The sequence below is a fragment of the Streptomyces sp. CA-210063 genome (assembly GCF_024612015.1).
In the GTDB taxonomy this organism is placed as follows: Bacteria; Actinomycetota; Actinomycetes; order Streptomycetales; family Streptomycetaceae; genus Streptomyces.
Window position 1 is genome coordinate 2116166 of the sequence record NZ_CP102512.1, and the last position, 15906, is coordinate 2132071.

At 70.0% G+C, this 15906-nt stretch carries 11 protein-coding genes; 7 read left to right on the plus strand and 4 right to left on the minus strand.

Annotated elements, in window-relative coordinates:
* Positions 1 to 95: 95 nt before the first annotated feature.
* From JIX56_RS09175 to JIX56_RS09190, 4 genes are read left to right on the plus strand one after another with little or no spacing between them, the layout of a single operon-like run.
* Positions 96 to 1355: an ABC transporter substrate-binding protein gene (locus JIX56_RS09175; protein WP_257538412.1), complete on the plus strand. Its 1260-nt coding sequence runs from the start codon at positions 96 to 98 to the stop codon at positions 1353 to 1355.
* A 29-nt stretch (positions 1356 to 1384) separates the two neighbouring features.
* The gene (locus JIX56_RS09180) at positions 1385 to 2350 is read left to right on the plus strand and encodes a carbohydrate ABC transporter permease (protein WP_257538414.1); all 966 of its coding nucleotides are present in this window, start codon (positions 1385 to 1387) and stop codon (positions 2348 to 2350) included.
* Entirely contained in the window at positions 2347 to 3246 is a 900-nt protein-coding gene (locus tag JIX56_RS09185) for a carbohydrate ABC transporter permease (protein ID WP_257538416.1), read from the plus strand. Before JIX56_RS09180 ends, JIX56_RS09185 begins: the two co-directional genes overlap by 4 nt.
* Positions 3247 to 3264: 18 nt before the next feature.
* Entirely contained in the window at positions 3265 to 6144 is a 2880-nt protein-coding gene (locus tag JIX56_RS09190) for a glycoside hydrolase family 2 TIM barrel-domain containing protein (RefSeq protein ID WP_257538418.1), read from the plus strand.
* Positions 6145 to 6250: 106 nt separating this feature from the next.
* On the opposite strand, the gene JIX56_RS09195 is transcribed toward JIX56_RS09190, so the two are convergent.
* Together JIX56_RS09195 and JIX56_RS09200 are read right to left on the minus strand one after the other, a co-directional pair.
* Entirely contained in the window at positions 6251 to 6757 is a 507-nt protein-coding gene (locus tag JIX56_RS09195) for a hypothetical protein (protein WP_257550788.1), read from the minus strand.
* Positions 6758 to 6777: 20 nt separating this feature from the next.
* Positions 6778 to 8490, minus strand: a complete 1713-nt coding sequence (locus JIX56_RS09200; protein ID WP_257538420.1) for a PHP domain-containing protein — start codon at positions 8488 to 8490, stop codon at positions 6778 to 6780.
* 253 nt (positions 8491 to 8743) lie between these two features.
* On the opposite strand from JIX56_RS09200, the gene JIX56_RS09205 reads away from it, so the two are divergent.
* Entirely contained in the window at positions 8744 to 10063 is a 1320-nt protein-coding gene (locus tag JIX56_RS09205; protein WP_257550789.1) for a jacalin-like lectin, read from the plus strand.
* Between the two features lie 88 nt (positions 10064 to 10151).
* Here JIX56_RS09205 and rox read toward each other — a convergent pair whose 3' ends face one another.
* Entirely contained in the window at positions 10152 to 11579 is a 1428-nt protein-coding gene (gene rox, locus JIX56_RS09210) for a rifampin monooxygenase (RefSeq protein WP_257538430.1), read from the minus strand.
* Positions 11580 to 11869: 290 nt separating this feature from the next.
* Here rox and JIX56_RS09215 point away from each other — a divergent pair, with 290 nt between their 5' ends.
* Together JIX56_RS09215 and JIX56_RS09220 are read left to right on the plus strand one after the other, a co-directional pair.
* Positions 11870 to 12445, plus strand: a complete 576-nt coding sequence (locus JIX56_RS09215) for a TetR/AcrR family transcriptional regulator (protein ID WP_257538440.1) — start codon at positions 11870 to 11872, stop codon at positions 12443 to 12445.
* A 59-nt stretch (positions 12446 to 12504) separates the two neighbouring features.
* The gene (locus JIX56_RS09220) at positions 12505 to 13914 is read left to right on the plus strand and encodes a hypothetical protein (RefSeq protein WP_257538442.1); all 1410 of its coding nucleotides are present in this window, start codon (positions 12505 to 12507) and stop codon (positions 13912 to 13914) included.
* Here JIX56_RS09220 and JIX56_RS09225 read toward each other — a convergent pair.
* Positions 13859 to 15607 (minus strand): DUF2264 domain-containing protein, encoded by a 1749-nt coding sequence (locus JIX56_RS09225; RefSeq protein WP_257538444.1) that lies wholly within the window; start codon positions 15605 to 15607, stop codon positions 13859 to 13861. The genes JIX56_RS09220 and JIX56_RS09225 overlap by 56 nt on opposite strands.
* Positions 15608 to 15906 lie beyond the last annotated feature (299 nt).

Genomic DNA, 15906 nt, shown 5'->3' on the forward strand with positions numbered 1-15906 from the left:
ACGTCCCGCACCGCAAGCCCCTTTGAGCCAACTGGCACTGAGCCGCCGAGCCACTGGCGCAGAGCCGCAGCCGTACTCGAGACAAGGACGTCAGCATGTCGGCAATGAGCAACAGCAACTGGGACCGCCGCTCCGTACTGCGGGCCGCCATGGGCCTGGCCGCCGCCGGCGGACTCGCCGCGTGCGGCGGCAACACCGGCCGCGCCGGCGGTTCGGGCAAGACCCTCGTGCAGATGTTCCACGCATACGGCGAGGCGGGCACCGAGCAGGCCATCAAGCGCTACGCGAAGGCCTACAAGGAAGCCAACGTGACCACGCAGTGGATCACCAGCTCGGACTTCGAGAGCAAGCTCTTCTCGACGCTGCTCACCGACAACGCGCCCGACGTCTTCGAGTTCCACCCGCAGATACAGATGATCAAGAGCGGCCAGGTGGCGGACCTGACCGACATCATCGAGCCGGTCAAGGACGACTTCAACCCGGCCGACATCCAGTCGCACACGGTCGACGGGAAGATCTACGGCGTCCGGATGATCGACGACCCGCAGTTCTTCTTCTACCGCAAGTCGATGTTCGAGGAGGCCGGGGTCGAGGTCCCGACCACGCTCGACGAGCTGATGGAGATCGCCGCCAAGCTCACCACCAGCAAGGTGAAGGGCCTGTACCTCGGCAACGACCTGCACAACGTCATCAACCCGATGATCTGGTCGGCGGGCGCCGACACCCTCGACGAGAAGAACCAGATCGCCTACCACACGGACGGCGTCATCGAGGGCCTCAAAAAGATGCGCAAGCTGTTCACCAGCGGCGACCTCCTCCTCGGCGCCCCGACCGAATCCTGGGACCCCTCCTCGCTCAACCAGGGTCTGTGCGCCATCCAGTGGTGCGGCATGTGGGCGATGCCGCAGATCCAGGACGCGCTCGGCGACGACTGGGGGATCTTCCCCTTCCCGAAGACCATCGACTCCGGCAAGCAGTCGGTCTACAACGGCGGCTGGTCGATGTTCGTCAACGCCAAGGGCAAGAACGTCGAGGCGGCCAAGGAGTACGTGAAGTGGCTGTGGATCGACCAGAAGGAGTACCAGGAGGACTGGGCCACCTCCTACGGCTTCCACATCCCGCCGCGCACCTCGCTCGCGGAGTCGGCCGGCAAGCTCAAGTCGGGCAACGCCGCTGAGGGCGTCAAGCTCTTCAACGAGTTCGGGCACTTCGACAACATCGGCTGGACCCAGGCCATGATCACCGCCCTCGAGGACGTCTTCGCCAACTCCGTCCGCAAGGACATGGACCCGGAAGAAGCTCTCGACAAGGCCGACACGGCCGTCAACCGCGAGCTCAAGAAGCTGTTCGGATAGTTCGGATAGACCGCGGGACGGACCACGACATGTCGACGACCACGACGCGCGACCTCGCGCACCCCGCCCCGGCGAAGGCCTCATCGGCCAAGCCGCGGCGGGGTCTGCGGGGCAGCCCCACCTTCAACTTCTGGCTCTTCACCGGGCCGTTCCTCATAGGCTTGGCGATCTTCGTCTACGCGCCGATCCTCTGGAGCCTCTGGCTCAGCTTCTTCGAGGCCCGCTTCACCGTCACGCCCGACAAGTTCGTCGGCTTCGACAACTACACGTACATGCTGACGAACGACGACTTCGTCGGCTCGCTCGGCACCTTCACCGTCTTCGCCGCGTTCATCGTGCCCACCACCTGGGCGTTCTCGCTGGGCCTGGCCCTGCTGGTGAACCGGCTGCGCTTCATGCGGGCGTTCTTCCGTTCGGTCTTCTTCCTCCCGACCGCGTGCAGTTATGTGGCCGCCTCGCTGATCTGGAAGATGTCCATCTTCAGCGGGGTCCGCTTCGGCCTGATGAACACGGTCCTCGGCTGGTTCGGGATCGAGAACATCGCCTGGCTGGCCGACCCCAACCCGCCGTGGTACTGGCTGGTCATCGTCACCGCGCGCCTGTGGCTGCAGTCCGGCTTCTACATGATCCTGTTCATCGCGGCGCTGCAGAACATCCCGGACGAGCTGTACGAGGCCGCCGCCATCGACGGCGCCAAGCCGGGCTGGCAGACCTTCCGGTACATCACCCTGCCCCAGCTGCGCGCCACCTCCACGGCGGTGATCCTGCTGCTGCTCATCGCGGCGTACCAGGCCTTCGACGAGTTCTTCAACCTGCTGTCGAAGACCACGTGGGGCCGCCCGCCCCTCGTCGAGCTGTACTACAAGGCCCTGGGCGAGAGCCAGGACTACGGCGCCGGCAGCGCGGGAGCACTCATCCTGACCGTGCTGATCTGTGCCGTGACCCTGCTCCAGGGCAAGATCCTGGGCTTCGGAAGGGGGGACGAGTCCAAGTGACCACCACCATCCCCGAGGTGCGGAAGTCCGCGCCGACATCAGGCAAGCCCCGCCGCGTCAAGCGCGGCGGCGGTGGCGTGATGAGCTCCACCGGCCTCTACGTGGCCACGGGCGTCTCCGCGCTCCTCTTCCTGGTCCCGTTCTACATTCTCGTCCGCAACGCCCTGTCCACGGACGCCGAGATCACCGGCGAGAACTGGAAGTTCTTCCCCACCGACATCCAGTGGGGCAACATCAGCGAGCTCTTCACCGACGAGACGGTCCCCTTCGCCCAGACCCTGTGGAACTCGGCGGTCGTGGCCACCCTGCACACCGTCGGCGTCCTGCTGGTGTGCTCCCTCGCCGGCTACGGTCTCGCCCGCATCCCGTACAAGCACGCCAACAAGGTGTTCTACGCCGTCCTGGCGACCCTGATGGTCCCGACCGCGGTCACCTTCGTCCCGAGCTTCGTGCTGGTGTCGTCGCTCGGCTGGGTGGACACCTACCGGGGTCTCATCATCCCGGGCCTGTTCAGTGGTTTCACCTGCTTCCTGTTCCGGCAGTACTTCCTTGGGTTCCCCAAGGAGCTGGAGGAGGCGGCGCGCGTGGACGGACTGGGCTACTGGGGCGCGTACTGGCGCATCGTGGTGCCCAACTCGCTGAACTTCTTCGCGGCGATGGCGACGATCACCTTCATCCAGGGCTGGAACGCCTTCCTGTGGCCGCTGGTCATCGGCCAGGACCCAGGCGCCTGGACGGTGCAGGTCGCGCTCTCCGCCTACATGACCAACCAGACCGTCGTCTTCCATCTGATCTTCATGGCCACCGCCGTTTCCATCCTGCCCCTGGTGTTCGTGTTCCTCTTCCTCCAGCGCTGGCTGGTGCAGGGCATCGCGCAGACCGGCATCAAGGGCTAGGACCAAGCTAGGAGACCGATGTCTTTCCGCACCACCACATCTTCCGTCGAGTATGTCGAGGACGTGTCACCGGGCAGCGGGGCCCTTCCGCCCCGCGCCTGGTACGCGTCGTCCGACGCCAAGTGCCTCTCCCTTAACGGCAGCTGGAGTTTCCGGCTGTCCCCCACCGCCGACGCCGAGGACGAGTCCTTCGCGGCGGAGGGGTACGACGCCGGGGGCTGGGCCGAGGTGGCCGTCCCGGGCCACTGGGTGCTGCAGGGTGACGGGGCCTTCGGGGCGCCGATCTACACCAACCACCTGTACCCCTTCCCGGTGGACCCGCCGAGGGTGCCGACGGAGAACCCGACCGGCGACCATCTGCGGTACTTCGACCTGCCGGAGGGGTGGCCCGCTCACTCCGAGGGCGGGGCGGTGCTGCGCTTCGACGGCGTGGAGTCCTGCGCCCGGGTGTGGCTGAACGGCACGGACATCGGTGAGTTCAAGGGTTCCCGGCTGCCGCACGAGTTCGCGGTCGGGCACCTGCTCAAGCCCGCCGGCAACGTGCTCGCCGTCCGGGTGCACCAGTGGTCGGCGGGCTCCTACCTGGAGGACCAGGACCAGTGGTGGCTGCCCGGCATCTTCCGGGACGTCACCCTGCTGCACCGCCCGGCGGGCAGCGCCCTCGACTTCTTCGTGCACGCCTCGTACGACCATGTCGGCGGCGTCGGGACCCTGCGCGTCGACTCCGACGTCGACGGCCGGGTCCTCGTGCCCGCCCTGGACATCGATGTCGAGACCGGTGAGCCGGTGACGGTCCCGGTGGAGCCGTGGACCGCGGAGACCCCTCGGCTGTACGACGGTGAGCTGGTCACCGAGGGCGAGCGGATCCCGCTGCGGATCGGTTTCCGTACGGTCGTCCTGGAGGACGGCCTGCTCAAGGTCAACGGCCACGCGATCCTCTTCAAGGGCGTCAACCGGCACGAGTGGCACCCCACGAAGGGCCGCGCCCTCGACCTGGAGACCATGCGCGAGGACGTGCTGCTGATGAAGCGGCACAACATCAACGCCGTGCGCACCTCCCACTACCCGCCGCACCCGGCCTTCCTCGACCTGTGCGACGAGTACGGCCTCTGGGTGATCGACGAGTGCGACCTGGAGACCCACGGCTTCACCGAGCAGAACTGGCGGGACAACCCCGTCGACGACGACCGCTGGACCCCGGCCCTCCTGGACCGCGCGGCCCGTATGGTCGAGCGCGACAAGAACCACCCCTCGGTGGTCATCTGGTCCCTCGGCAACGAGGCCGGCACCGGCCGCGGCCTCACCGCCATGGCCGAGTGGATCCACGGCCGCGACAGCTCACGCCTCGTGCACTACGAGGGCGACTGGGACTGCCGCGACACCGACATCTACTCCCGGATGTACGCCGACCACGCCGAGGTCGAGCGCATCGGCCAGGGCCTGGACGGTGGCACCCACAAGCGCCGCGGGCTCCCCTTCATCCAGTGCGAGTACGGCCACGCCATGGGCAACGGCCCCGGCGGCCTCGCCGACTACCAGCGCGTCTTCGAGGCGCACGAACGCCTCCAGGGCGGCTTCATCTGGGAGTGGATCGACCACGGCGTCAAGCACCCGGAGCTGGGCTTCGCCTACGGCGGCGACTTCGGGGAGGAACTGCACGACGGCAACTTCGTCTGCGACGGCCTGGTCTTCCCGGACCGCACGCCCTCCCCCGGCCTGACCGAGTTCAAGAAGGTCATCGAGCCGGTCCGCATCGAGGGCGACGGGTCGGCCGGAACGGTCCGGGTGCGGAACGCGTTCGACTTCGCGGACCTCTCCTCGCTGGCCTTCGAGTGGTCGTACCAGGTCGACGGGGAGACGGTGGAGGCGGGCACCCTCTCCGTGCCTTCTCTGCGGCCCGGCGAGTCGGCCGAGGTGAAGCTGCCGCAGCCGCCGTCCGGCGGACCGGCGGGCGAGGCGCTGTGGACCGTACGGGCGCTGCTGGCCGAGGACACGGCCTGGGGCAAGAAGGACCACCAGGTGGCGTGGGCCCAACTGCCGTTCGCTGAGCGGCCGTTGCCGACCGTGGTGCCGGGTGACGGTCCTTCGGCGAGCGAGAGGCTGATCTACCTGGGCCCGGCCTCCTTCGACGCCCGCACCGGCGCGCTGAAGACCATCGGCGGCCTCGACGTGACCGGGCTGCGCCTGGACGTGTGGCGGGCGCCGACCGACAACGACAGCGGGGCGCCCTGGCAGCCCGACCTGCGGTACGGCCTGCTGTGGCGCAAGTTCGGCTTCCATCGGATGCAGCACCGGCTGGACGACGTCGAGCTGGGCGCGGACGCGCTGACCGTACGGACCCGGGTGGCGCCGGCCGCCTGGGAGATCGGCCTGCGCACGACATACCGGTGGACCTCCGACGGGACGCGGCTGAAGCTGACCGTGTCGGTGGACCCGGAGGGCGACTGGACCGTTCCACTGCCGAGGCTCGGCATCCGCTTCGGGCTGTCGTCCGCGGACGCGGTGAGGTGGTACGGCGGTGGCCCCGGCGAGGGCTACCCCGACACCAAGTCGGCGTCCATGCTGGGCCGTTGGCACGCCACGGTCGACGAGCTCCAGACCCCGTACGTCCGCCCCCAGGAGAACGGTGCCCGGCCCGACGTCCGCTGGGCGGAGCTGGGCGGCCTGCGCATCGACGGCGACCCGGAGTTCTGGTTCACGGCCCGCCGTTGGACGACCGAACAGCTGGACGCCGCCGAGCATCTGACGGACCTCCAGGCCGGTGACACGGTGTGGGTCAACCTCGACCACGGCCAGATGGGCATCGGGTCCCAGTCCTGCGGACCGGGCGCCCTGCCTCAGTACCACCTGCTCGCCGGGCCGACGGAGTTCTCGTTCGTGTTCTCCGAGACGGGCTGAGCGGCAGTGGCCCGGTGAGGGCGGCCGGGCCCGAGGCCCGGCCGCCCTCACCCGTACGGCGACCTTCACGCGCCCCGCGCCCCCGGAGCGGGGCGCGGGCGCGCTTTCAGTGGTCCGCGCAGCAGGGTGTCGGCTCCGGGACCTCGAAGGGGACGAGGGTGCCGCCGACGGCGGGCATGGCGGTGAGGACGAGTTCACCGTCGTGCCAGTGCGGGCGTACGTGATCCCGCGTCATCAGCCGTGTGTCCGGGGTCGGTTGGCCGGCCGATCCCAGGACGGTGACGCGGGCGATCGCGGAGCGGGTGAACACGTCCGCGATCGTCAGCGTGCCGGTCAGGGCCGCGGCGCCGGGATAGATCACGGCGCGGCCCATGGCGTCCGGTATGCCGGGCGCCACCTCGTGGCCGCGGGCCGCCAGCCGCTCCTGGACGGTGCTCAGGAGCGGCTCGGACGGCACCGCGAGGGACAGGGCGACCCGTGGCCGGTCCCCGCGCAGGAGGTGCGTGCAGCCGAACGTGCCCTCGGGGAGGGCGAGTTCGGCGGCCAGCGTGTGAAGCAGGTGATCGGCGGCGCGCAGGTCCCTGACCCCCGCGTCCACGGTGAGGGCACCCATCGTCGCGGTCGCGGTCGCGCTCACGAGGGCAGGACCCACACCGGGTTGGAGTAGAACCACAGGTCGCGCCACGGGTCGGCGTCACCGACGACGTCGATGGCGGGGCCCGCCGGGTCGACCGCCGCGCCCATCGCACCGACGGCCGAGCGGTTGCCGTCGCTGCCGCGCAGCCGGACGTAGAGCGGCCGGTCGACCTTGCCGAGTTCGTAGGTGAGCCGGACCGTGCCGGTGGACTTGTTCACCTCGTAGGACTTGACGACCTTGGCGGTCGGCGCGGTGAAGGTGTCCTTGTCGGCGGGCGTGCCCGTCACATCGCCCTGGATGACGTCCACACGGGCCAACTTCGGCTCGAATCCGGCCCAGTTGGGGCCACCGGCCAGGGCGACGTCGACGGTCAGAGTGACCTTGGTGCCCTTCTTCACATGCAGGGCGCCGCCCAGGGTGGCCCAGCGGCTGCCGCCGGAGACACGGACGTCGAGGCCGCCGAGGAGCTGGCCGTGGTCGACCCAGACGCGGCCGGCGCGGATGCCGTCCATCACGGCGGCGTAGGAGAAGCCGTCGGCGCCCACGTGGGTGCGGCTGTACTGGCCGGGCCAGTAGTCGCCCTGGGTGATGTCGATCTTGCCGCCGTAGACCGGGTCCGGGTACCTGCCGTCGGTGGCGAAGTCGCCGCCCGGGCCCCGTACCGCCGTGTCCGCGTACACCTGGTGGGAGTCCGAGTTGGCGGTGATCCACCAGGGCTTGCCCTCGGCGAGGAGGCTGTCCCACAGGCCGCCGACGGTGGCGGTCATCCAGTCGAAGCCGCCCCAGGTGCGGTAGCTCTCCAGCGGGTAGCCGGGGAAGGAGTTGGCGCTGGGGTTGTTGTCGTAGATGCCACGGGCGCGAGCCATGCCGAGGGGCGTGGGGAGGCCGGCCGCCTGGTGGCCCGGCGCGCCCTCGAAGCCGACGGCGATCTGACGCGTGGGGGTCGCGTCGCGCCAGCCGCGGATCTCGTGCGGGGAGTCGACGCCGCGCCGCGCCGGGTGGTTGGCGAGCATCAGGGCGTCCTTGACCTTGCGCCGCCGGACCTGGTCGCCGAGGAAGGCGAGGCCCGCGACCGCGAGGGCCTCGTTGGCGGGCGTGGAGTCGGAGGCGCCCTTCACGCTGCCGTCGTAGTCAGTCTCGAACTGCTTGAGGACGGAGACCTCGTTCTTGCCCGGGTGGACGAAGACGGTGCCGTGCTCCGCCCCCGGGATGTTCCACTCCAGGCCCTGGAAGACGAGCGTGTCCTCGTACGCGGCCCGGGCCGCCTTGATGTCCGGGTTGACCTTCTCGACGCCGATCTTGGCGTGGGTCGTGCTGCCGTGGTCGGTGATGACCAGCCAGTCCATGCCGTGCTTGGCGCCCTGGCGGACCTGGTCGACGACGCGGTACTTGCCGTCGCTGCTGTACTGGGTGTGGATGTGGTGGTCGCCTGCCAGCCACAGGAAGCCGCCGCGCTTACGGCCGCTCGGGGCCGCGTACGCCGGGGCGGTCGCCGCCGCCTGGCCCAGGACGCTCGCGGCGGTCAGGCCCGCGCCCAGCAGACCGGCACGGCGCAGCAGGGAACGGCGCGACTGCTGCTCGGGGCTCAGCGCCTCGTCGGGCACGGAGGTGTCGAAGGCCGCGGGGAGCGCTGCCGCCGCCACATCCCCGTGATCGTGGTCGTGATCGTGTCCGTGGTGATGATGACCGTGCGCGTGCCCGTGTCCCATGAAACGCCTCCCGATGCCGCTGCCTTCGGCGGCTGCCTTCCGCGACGCGACCGCGCCGCCTGTGGAGGATCGAGGCGAAACATGAACGTCGAACGATCAAGGGATGGCCACCGGGTGCCCTGGATACGGCGGATCGCCACGTCCCTCACTGTTTCCCCAACTGACCTTGCACGTCACACTGGTTGACATTGAACCTGAGCACCGCTCAACTTCCCCACACCCCCCGGAGAGCCCCATGAGCCGCACACGTCCCATGAGAAGGCTGATCGGCACCTTCGCCGCCGGCGCGCTGGCCGTCACCGGCCTCGCCACCACCGGCGCGACGCCCGCGGCGGCCGCCACCAGCGGCACGTTCAACGTGCTGACGTACAACGTCGCCGGTCTCCCGGAGGGGCTCAGTTCCGGCAAACCGGCGACCAACACTCCGCTGATCTCACCGCGTCTCGGGGCCTACGACATCGTCAACGTCCAGGAGGACTTCAACTACCACGCGGCGCTGTACGCGGGCGACAACCACCCCCACCGCACGGCGACCAGCGGTGGCGTGCCGTTCGGCGACGGCCTCAACACGCTGTCGGACTACGCGTTCGATGACTTCCAGCGGGTGAAGTGGAACAACTGCACCGGCACCAACTGCCTGACACCGAAGGGTTTTTCGCTGGCCCGGGTGCGGCTCGACGAGGGCGTCTTCGTCGACCTGTACAACGTGCACACCAACGCCGACTCGGACGACGCGGCCCTGGCCGCGCGCCGCGCCAACGTCACGCAGCTCTCGGAGTTCATCAAGGCGAACTCGGCGGGCAACGCGGTGATCGTCATGGGTGACACCAACACCCGTTACACGCGCGCGGGCGACAACATCCGCACGCTCGTCACGGAGAACGGCCTCACGGACCCGTGGGTGCAGTTGGTGAAGGGCGGCACGGCTCCGGCTCAGGGCAGCGACCCGGTCCTCTGCCCCGCCCCCGCGCCGACGAACGACTGCGAGGTCGTGGACAAGGTCCTCTACCGCGACAGCAACGTCGTGGACCTGACCGCCACCCGCTACAACAACGACTGGGCCAAGTTCCTCGACTCGGCGGGCGCCCACCTCTCCGACCACTTCCCGCACGCCGTCGACTTCTCCTGGACCGTGAATTCGAAGCTCCGGGCCAGCGACTTCCACGGCGGCCCGCACGGCACGACCTTCAACGACGCGGACGACCTCCCGGCGACGGTCTCGCCCCGCACCCTGACCCTGCGCGGCGCCTCCCGCCTCGACGCGGTCTCGCTCACGCACGACGGCGGTACGACGCTGACGCACGGCGGCACGGGCGGTACGGCGACCTCCCTCACGCTGGCCGCGGACGAGCACCTCACCTCGGTGAAGCTGACACAGGGTCAGAAGGACTCCCACACACGGATCTTCTCCGCCTCTTTCGGCACGGACAAGGGCCGCACCCTCTCCGCCGGCACCGCCACCTCGGCCACGAAGACCTTCACCGCCCCCAGCGGCTGGCAGATCGTCGGCTTCACGGGCCGCGCGGGCGACGAGATCGACAAGCTGGGTGTGCTGTACGCGCCGATCGGCTGAGCACGGGCCCCACAGCGACTCGCTGATTCACCTCGGCCCCACTCCGGACTGGTTGAGTTCCCGGGGTGGGGCCGGCCTGGTCGCGCGCTCAACCGGCGGCGGCGCCGAACCACTCGGGCAACCGGCCGAGCAGTTCCCGCTGGTCCTCACCGACCCACGCCACATGGCCGTCCGGCCGCAGCAGCGCCGCGGGCACGTCCAGTTCCTCACTGGTGTCGACAACGTGGTCGACACGGTCGGCCCAGCCCTCCACCGAGAGCCGGCCGGTCTGGTCGAGCAGCAGGCCGCGGCCGCCGTGCATCAGCTCGTAGAGGCGCCCCTGCTTCAGCTTGACGTCCCGCAGCCGTCGGCCGAGCAGTTCGTGGCCCTCACCGAAGTCGTAGCGGATCCCGACCGCGGTGATCATCCCGGTCACGTACCGGTTCACCTCCTCGAAGTCCATCAGCTTCGAGAACAGCTCCCGCAACGCGACCACACCCGGATCCGTCCCCAACAGGGTGATCTGTGCGCGGGTGTTGTTCAGGACACTGGCGCCCACCGGGTGCCGTTCGGCGTGGTAACTGTCCAACAACCCTTCCGGCGCCCAGCCGTTGACCTCGGCGGCCAGCTTCCAGCCGAGGTTGAACGCGTCCTGCACACCGAGGTTGAGCCCCTGCCCGCCGGTCGGCGGATGGATGTGCGCGGCGTCGCCGGCCAGCAGCACCCGGCCGACCCGGTAGCGCTCGGCCTGCCGGGTGGCGTCGCCGAACCGGGAGAGCCAGCGCGGCGAGTGCACGCCGAAGTCGGTGCCCGCGAACGCCCGCAGCTGCTGCCTGAACTCGTCGAGGGTCGGCGCGGTCGCACGGTCCTCGGCCACCCCGTCGGCGGGCACGCCGACGCGGTACACCCCGCCCTCACCGGGGACGACACCGAACCGCAGTTGGGTCTTGCGGACTTCCTCGACGACGGCGGCGATCGTCGCCGGCTCCTCGGTCACCTCCATTTCACCCAGCAGGGTTTCGACCGTGGCGGGCTCGCCGGGGAAACCGACGCCGAGCAGCTTGCGCACCGCGCTGCGGCCGCCGTCGCACCCGACGACGTAGCGTGAGCGCAGCCGTGTGCCGTCCGCCGACTCGACGCTCACGCCGTCCTCGTCCTGGCTCAGCCCGACCACTTCACAGCCGCGCCGGATCTCCACGCCGAGTTCGACGGCACGCTCGTCGAGCAGCCGCTCGGTGACCGGCTGCGGGACGGCGAGACCGTACGCGTGAGCCGTGTCCAGACTGTCCGGCCACGGTTTCATGACGCCGCCGAAGAGACCGCCGACCTGGAACCTCTCACTGACCGCGGAGAACCGGTCCAGCAGTCCGCGCTGATCCATCATCTCGACACTGCGCGCATGCAGGCCCTGCCCACGGGATTCCCCGGTCGGCCCGGTCAGCTTCTCCAGCACGACCACGTGCACACCGTGCAGCCGCAACTCCCCGGCCAGCATCAAGCCGGTCGGTCCGCCGCCGACCACGATCACGTCGATCATCACAACCCCCATGTGCGCGAGTTCTCGCTTCGGCCAGCGATTCTGCGGCACGGGCGGGGTCTTGCCGCAAGCCCCCCGGTGCGCTATACGTTGAGAGTGGCAAGGAGTGGTTGTCCTCCTTGCCGTTTCTTGTGTCCGCGCCTCTTTCTTGTGTCGGGCCTTTTCTTCTGTCGGGTCTTTTCTTCTCTCGGGCCTTTTCTCGCGTCGGTCTTTTCGTGTGTCCGCGGCGGGATGGGTCTCTAGGCAATAACCTAGGGGCCCTAGGATCACCCCCGGCCCAGAGGAACTCCATGCCCCGAGTCGGTCTGACGCCCGACCGCATCACCGCAGCCGCAGCCGATCTCGCCGACGAGGTCGGTTTCGAGAACGTCTCGCTCTCCGCGCTGGCCCGCCATTTCGGGGTCAAGGACGCCAGCCTGTACTCGCACGTCAGGAACCTCCAGGACCTGCGCAGCCGTATGGCACTGCTCGCCGGTGGCGAGATGATCGACCGGATCGCGGCGGCCGTGGCCGGGAGGGCCGGCAAGGACGCGCTCGCCGCGTTCGCCGGGGCCTATCGGGAGTACGCGCTCCAGCACCCCGGCCGGTACGCGGCCACACAGATCCCCGTGGACCAGGTCCTCGTCACCGACTCCCCCGCCCTGCGCCGCACCACCGAGATCACCTACGGCATGCTCCGCGCGTACGGCCTCGACGAACCCGATCTCACGGACGCCGTAAGGCTGTTGCGCAGCACGTTCCACGGTTACTGCGCCCTGGAGGCCGGGGGTGGCTTCGGTGCGCCGCGTGAGGTGCGGAGGTCGTGGGACAAGGCCGTCGAAGCACTGCATCTGGCGCTCATCCACTGGCCCCGGGAAGGCGTTTGACGTCTCACATATGTCCGCCTCGGCGGCAACCTTCCGTCCTCCAGCGGCGACCACAGGACATGACATCCGCAACACCCACGCCCCCCGCCCCGCCCGGACACCGTCGTCGCCACCTCGCGCGCAAGCCCGTCATCGGCTCGCTCGTGGCGGCGTCCGTACTGGCCGGCGCCTGGTACGCGACGGCCGGGGCGGCGCCCACGACCACCGCGGCGGCCGGTGACCTCACCGTCACCGACACGACCGTGAGCCTGTCGGCGAAGTTCCCCTATCTCTCGGCGGGCTACAACAACAGCCGGGAGTGGACGCGGACGGCGACGGCCGTGGCGCCGAACGGCACGCTGCGGGTGGCCTGGCCCGCCTCGGACGGCATCCATGTCACCCCGCTGACGGCGGCCGGGAAGCGTTCGGGCGCCGACACGGTCGTCAAGGGGGCGAAGGAGGTCGGGGGGCTGGTCGCGCACAACGACGGGTTCGCGCTGCTGACCCGGGTCGCCGACACCAACAAGTGGAAGGAGACGGCCGCCGCGCTGATCCGCTACCAGAACGGCAAGCAGACCTGGCGGACCAAGCTCACCGGCACCTCCTCGAACGACACGGCCCCACTGCTCGACGGCCAGCTCGCCTGGAACGGCAAGAAGTACGGCGCCTACTTCGTCGTGCACGGCGCCGGCGGCTTCGCGGACGGCCACTTCGGCGACAAGCTCGCGTACGTCGGCCCGAAGGGCAAGAAGCTCAGCGGCGGCTGGGGCTGGGGCTGCTCCCACAACGAGGGCATAGCCCTGCGTGCCGAGACCAGCGGCGACTTCACCTCGCTCTGCTTCGACGACTGGCGTTCGGGGCTCTTCGTCTCGACCGGCATCGCCGCCCCGGACAACGCGCCCGTCGTCCAGCGCGAGCAGTGCTGGGCCGGTTACTGCGGTGGCACCTTCGCGGGCCGCACCGGCGACCTCGTGAAGTCCTCCACCGGCCGCTACGCCACCGCGTTCGCCTCGCGCGGCGCCGCCTCCGCCAAGAAGAACCCGGACGACTCCAGCGGACGGGGCTGGACGGTCAAGCCGAGGACCAGCACCCACCAGGTCGCCATCGCGTTCCTCAAGAACCGCGACACCCCCTCGGGCAAGCCGGTCTACCTCACCGCCGCCAAGGGCACCGAACACGTCAACGTGCGCGTCGCCCCGTACGGCAAGAACCGGCTCCTCGTCTCCTGGGAGTCCCTGAAGAACGCCAAGTGCGCGAGCGGCACCTGCACCGGCACCTTCACGGGCACCCACTTCCGCCTCGTCGACTGGAACGGCAAGCTCCAGGGCGCCGACAAGGTCGTCAGGGCCCGGATCTCCGGTGATATCGCGGTACTGAAGGACGGGACGCTGACCTGGGCCTACGTCCCCGTCACCCCGTCCTACACGTCCGCACTCAACGGGGCGTCACCGACCACGAAGACGCTGAGGATCGCCCGTCTGACGCCGTGAACACGAACTGCGCCCGCTCACCGTGGGCCCAGGTCACGGACACCTCGTACGTCCCCCGCACCTCCACGGAGACCAGCTCCGGGAGGGGCCGGGGGTCGGGGTCGGCGGTGAGGCGGGCGAGGGCCACGAAGAGGGTCGCGTCCGCATCGGCCGTCTCACCGGTCAGGCCCGGTCCGTCGGCGCCCGACAGGCCGTACGCGGGGTGGAGTGCGCACTCCAGGCCCTCCGCCTCCGCCCAGCCCGTCACCCGCACCGGCGTGCCGGGGGCCGCGCCCGCCACCAGGTGCACCCGGACCTCCACCGCCCCCCGGGCAACCACCAGGCTCGTGACCCGGACGCCGCCGTCGCCGACCGTGTGCCGGGAGGCCGCCCAGCCCGCCCCCACCCCCAGCGGCTCGATGTCCGTCCGGCTCGGATCTGCGTCGACGATCACGCTGTTGTCGTACGACTCCGAGGGCTCCGCCAGGGGCACGGGCTCCGTCACGGTCGAGTAGGCGAGCCGCGTGTAGAAGGGGTCGTAGCGGACGTCCTCGCTGCCGTGGTTGTGGAGGCGGACGACGCCGTCCGAACTCGTGGACTGGAGCAGCCAGTTGGGCGGGCCCACCGGGCGCACCTCGTCGTCCCGCTCCACCGGCCCGGGCTCCTCCGTCGCCGTCCACACCTCGTGGTCCGGCGGCAGGAGCAGGCCGAGGAAGCCCTTGCTGGCCCAGTAGGGGGAGGCGGGGCCCGAATAGCCTTGTAGGACAGCCAAGTTGGGGCCGTGCCAGCCCAGGGAGAGCAGGCCCCGGTCGTCGACCGCGCCCCGGTCGAGGAAGTACTTGAGCGCGCCCGACGCCAGCCGCCTCGTCTCGCCCGGTGACAGGGGCGTACGGCCGGTGAGGGCGCCCAGCCACAGCGGGGCCGTGGTGGCGAAGCGGTACGTGAGGGAGCGGCCCTGGTGCAGGGGGGCGCCGTCGCCGCCGAACAGGCGGGCGTAGTCGGCGAGATGGGCCGACAGGCGGTCGCCGTAGAGGGCGAGGAGGCGTTCGTCGTCGGCGAGCCAGGCGTGCAGCACCGGGTAGAGGTGCATCGCCCAGCCGTTGTAGTAGTCGAACTTGCGGCCGTCGCCGTCGGTGTACCAGCCGTCGCCGACGTACCACTGCTCGATGCGGTCGAGGCGTTCGTCGATCACCCGGCGCGCCAGCTCGGGTTCGTGGCCGATCTCCTCCAGAAAGCCCCCGACCGTCACCGGGAACAACTCCCAGTTGCAGGGCCAGGGTTCGGCGGTGAGCGCGTCGCCGAGCCAGGCCGCCGCCCGCTGTCGTACGGAGTCGTCGAGGCGGTCCCAGAGCAGTTCCCGGGTCACGCGGAGCGCGAAGGCGATCGACGCGGCCTCCACCAGGGGCTGGCTGCGGTCCTCGATGCGCGGCCAGACGCCCGAGACACCGGCCGCGAGCCCGTCCGCGTACCGCGCGAGGGCCTTCTCGTCGCGACGGAAGGCGGCGAGGAGCAGCGTGCGGGCGTATCCCTCCAGGCCGTCCGAGAGCCGGCCCGACCAGCTCGCGCGGTCGCCCGGCAGGTGGTACAGCGCGCCGTCGGCGGTCGCGTACGGCTCCACGGCCGCCAGCAGCGAGTCGGCGGCGGCCTCCCAGTGGGCGCGGGTGTAGCCGGTGTACGGGCTGAGGGTGCGGTCGTCGTGGGGCTGGGAGGGCATGTGGTGCGCTTTCTGGAGTGGGAGGTTCGGGGGGCTGGGTGAGTTCGTCGGCTGCGGGTGAGTGGGGGCTGGTCGCGCAGTTCCCCGCGCCCCTAAAAGATCAGGCCTGCGGGCCTAAAAGACCAGGCCCTGCGGGCCTGAAAGGCGTCGGGCCTGCGGGCCTGGGATCGGCAGGGCTGCGGGCCGAAAAGCACGGGGCGCAGCCCCTGCTCTTCAGGGGCGCGGGGAACTGCGCGAGAAGCCCCACGCACCCGCACCCGCACCCGCACCCGCCGACGCAACCCCACCACCCGAGCCCT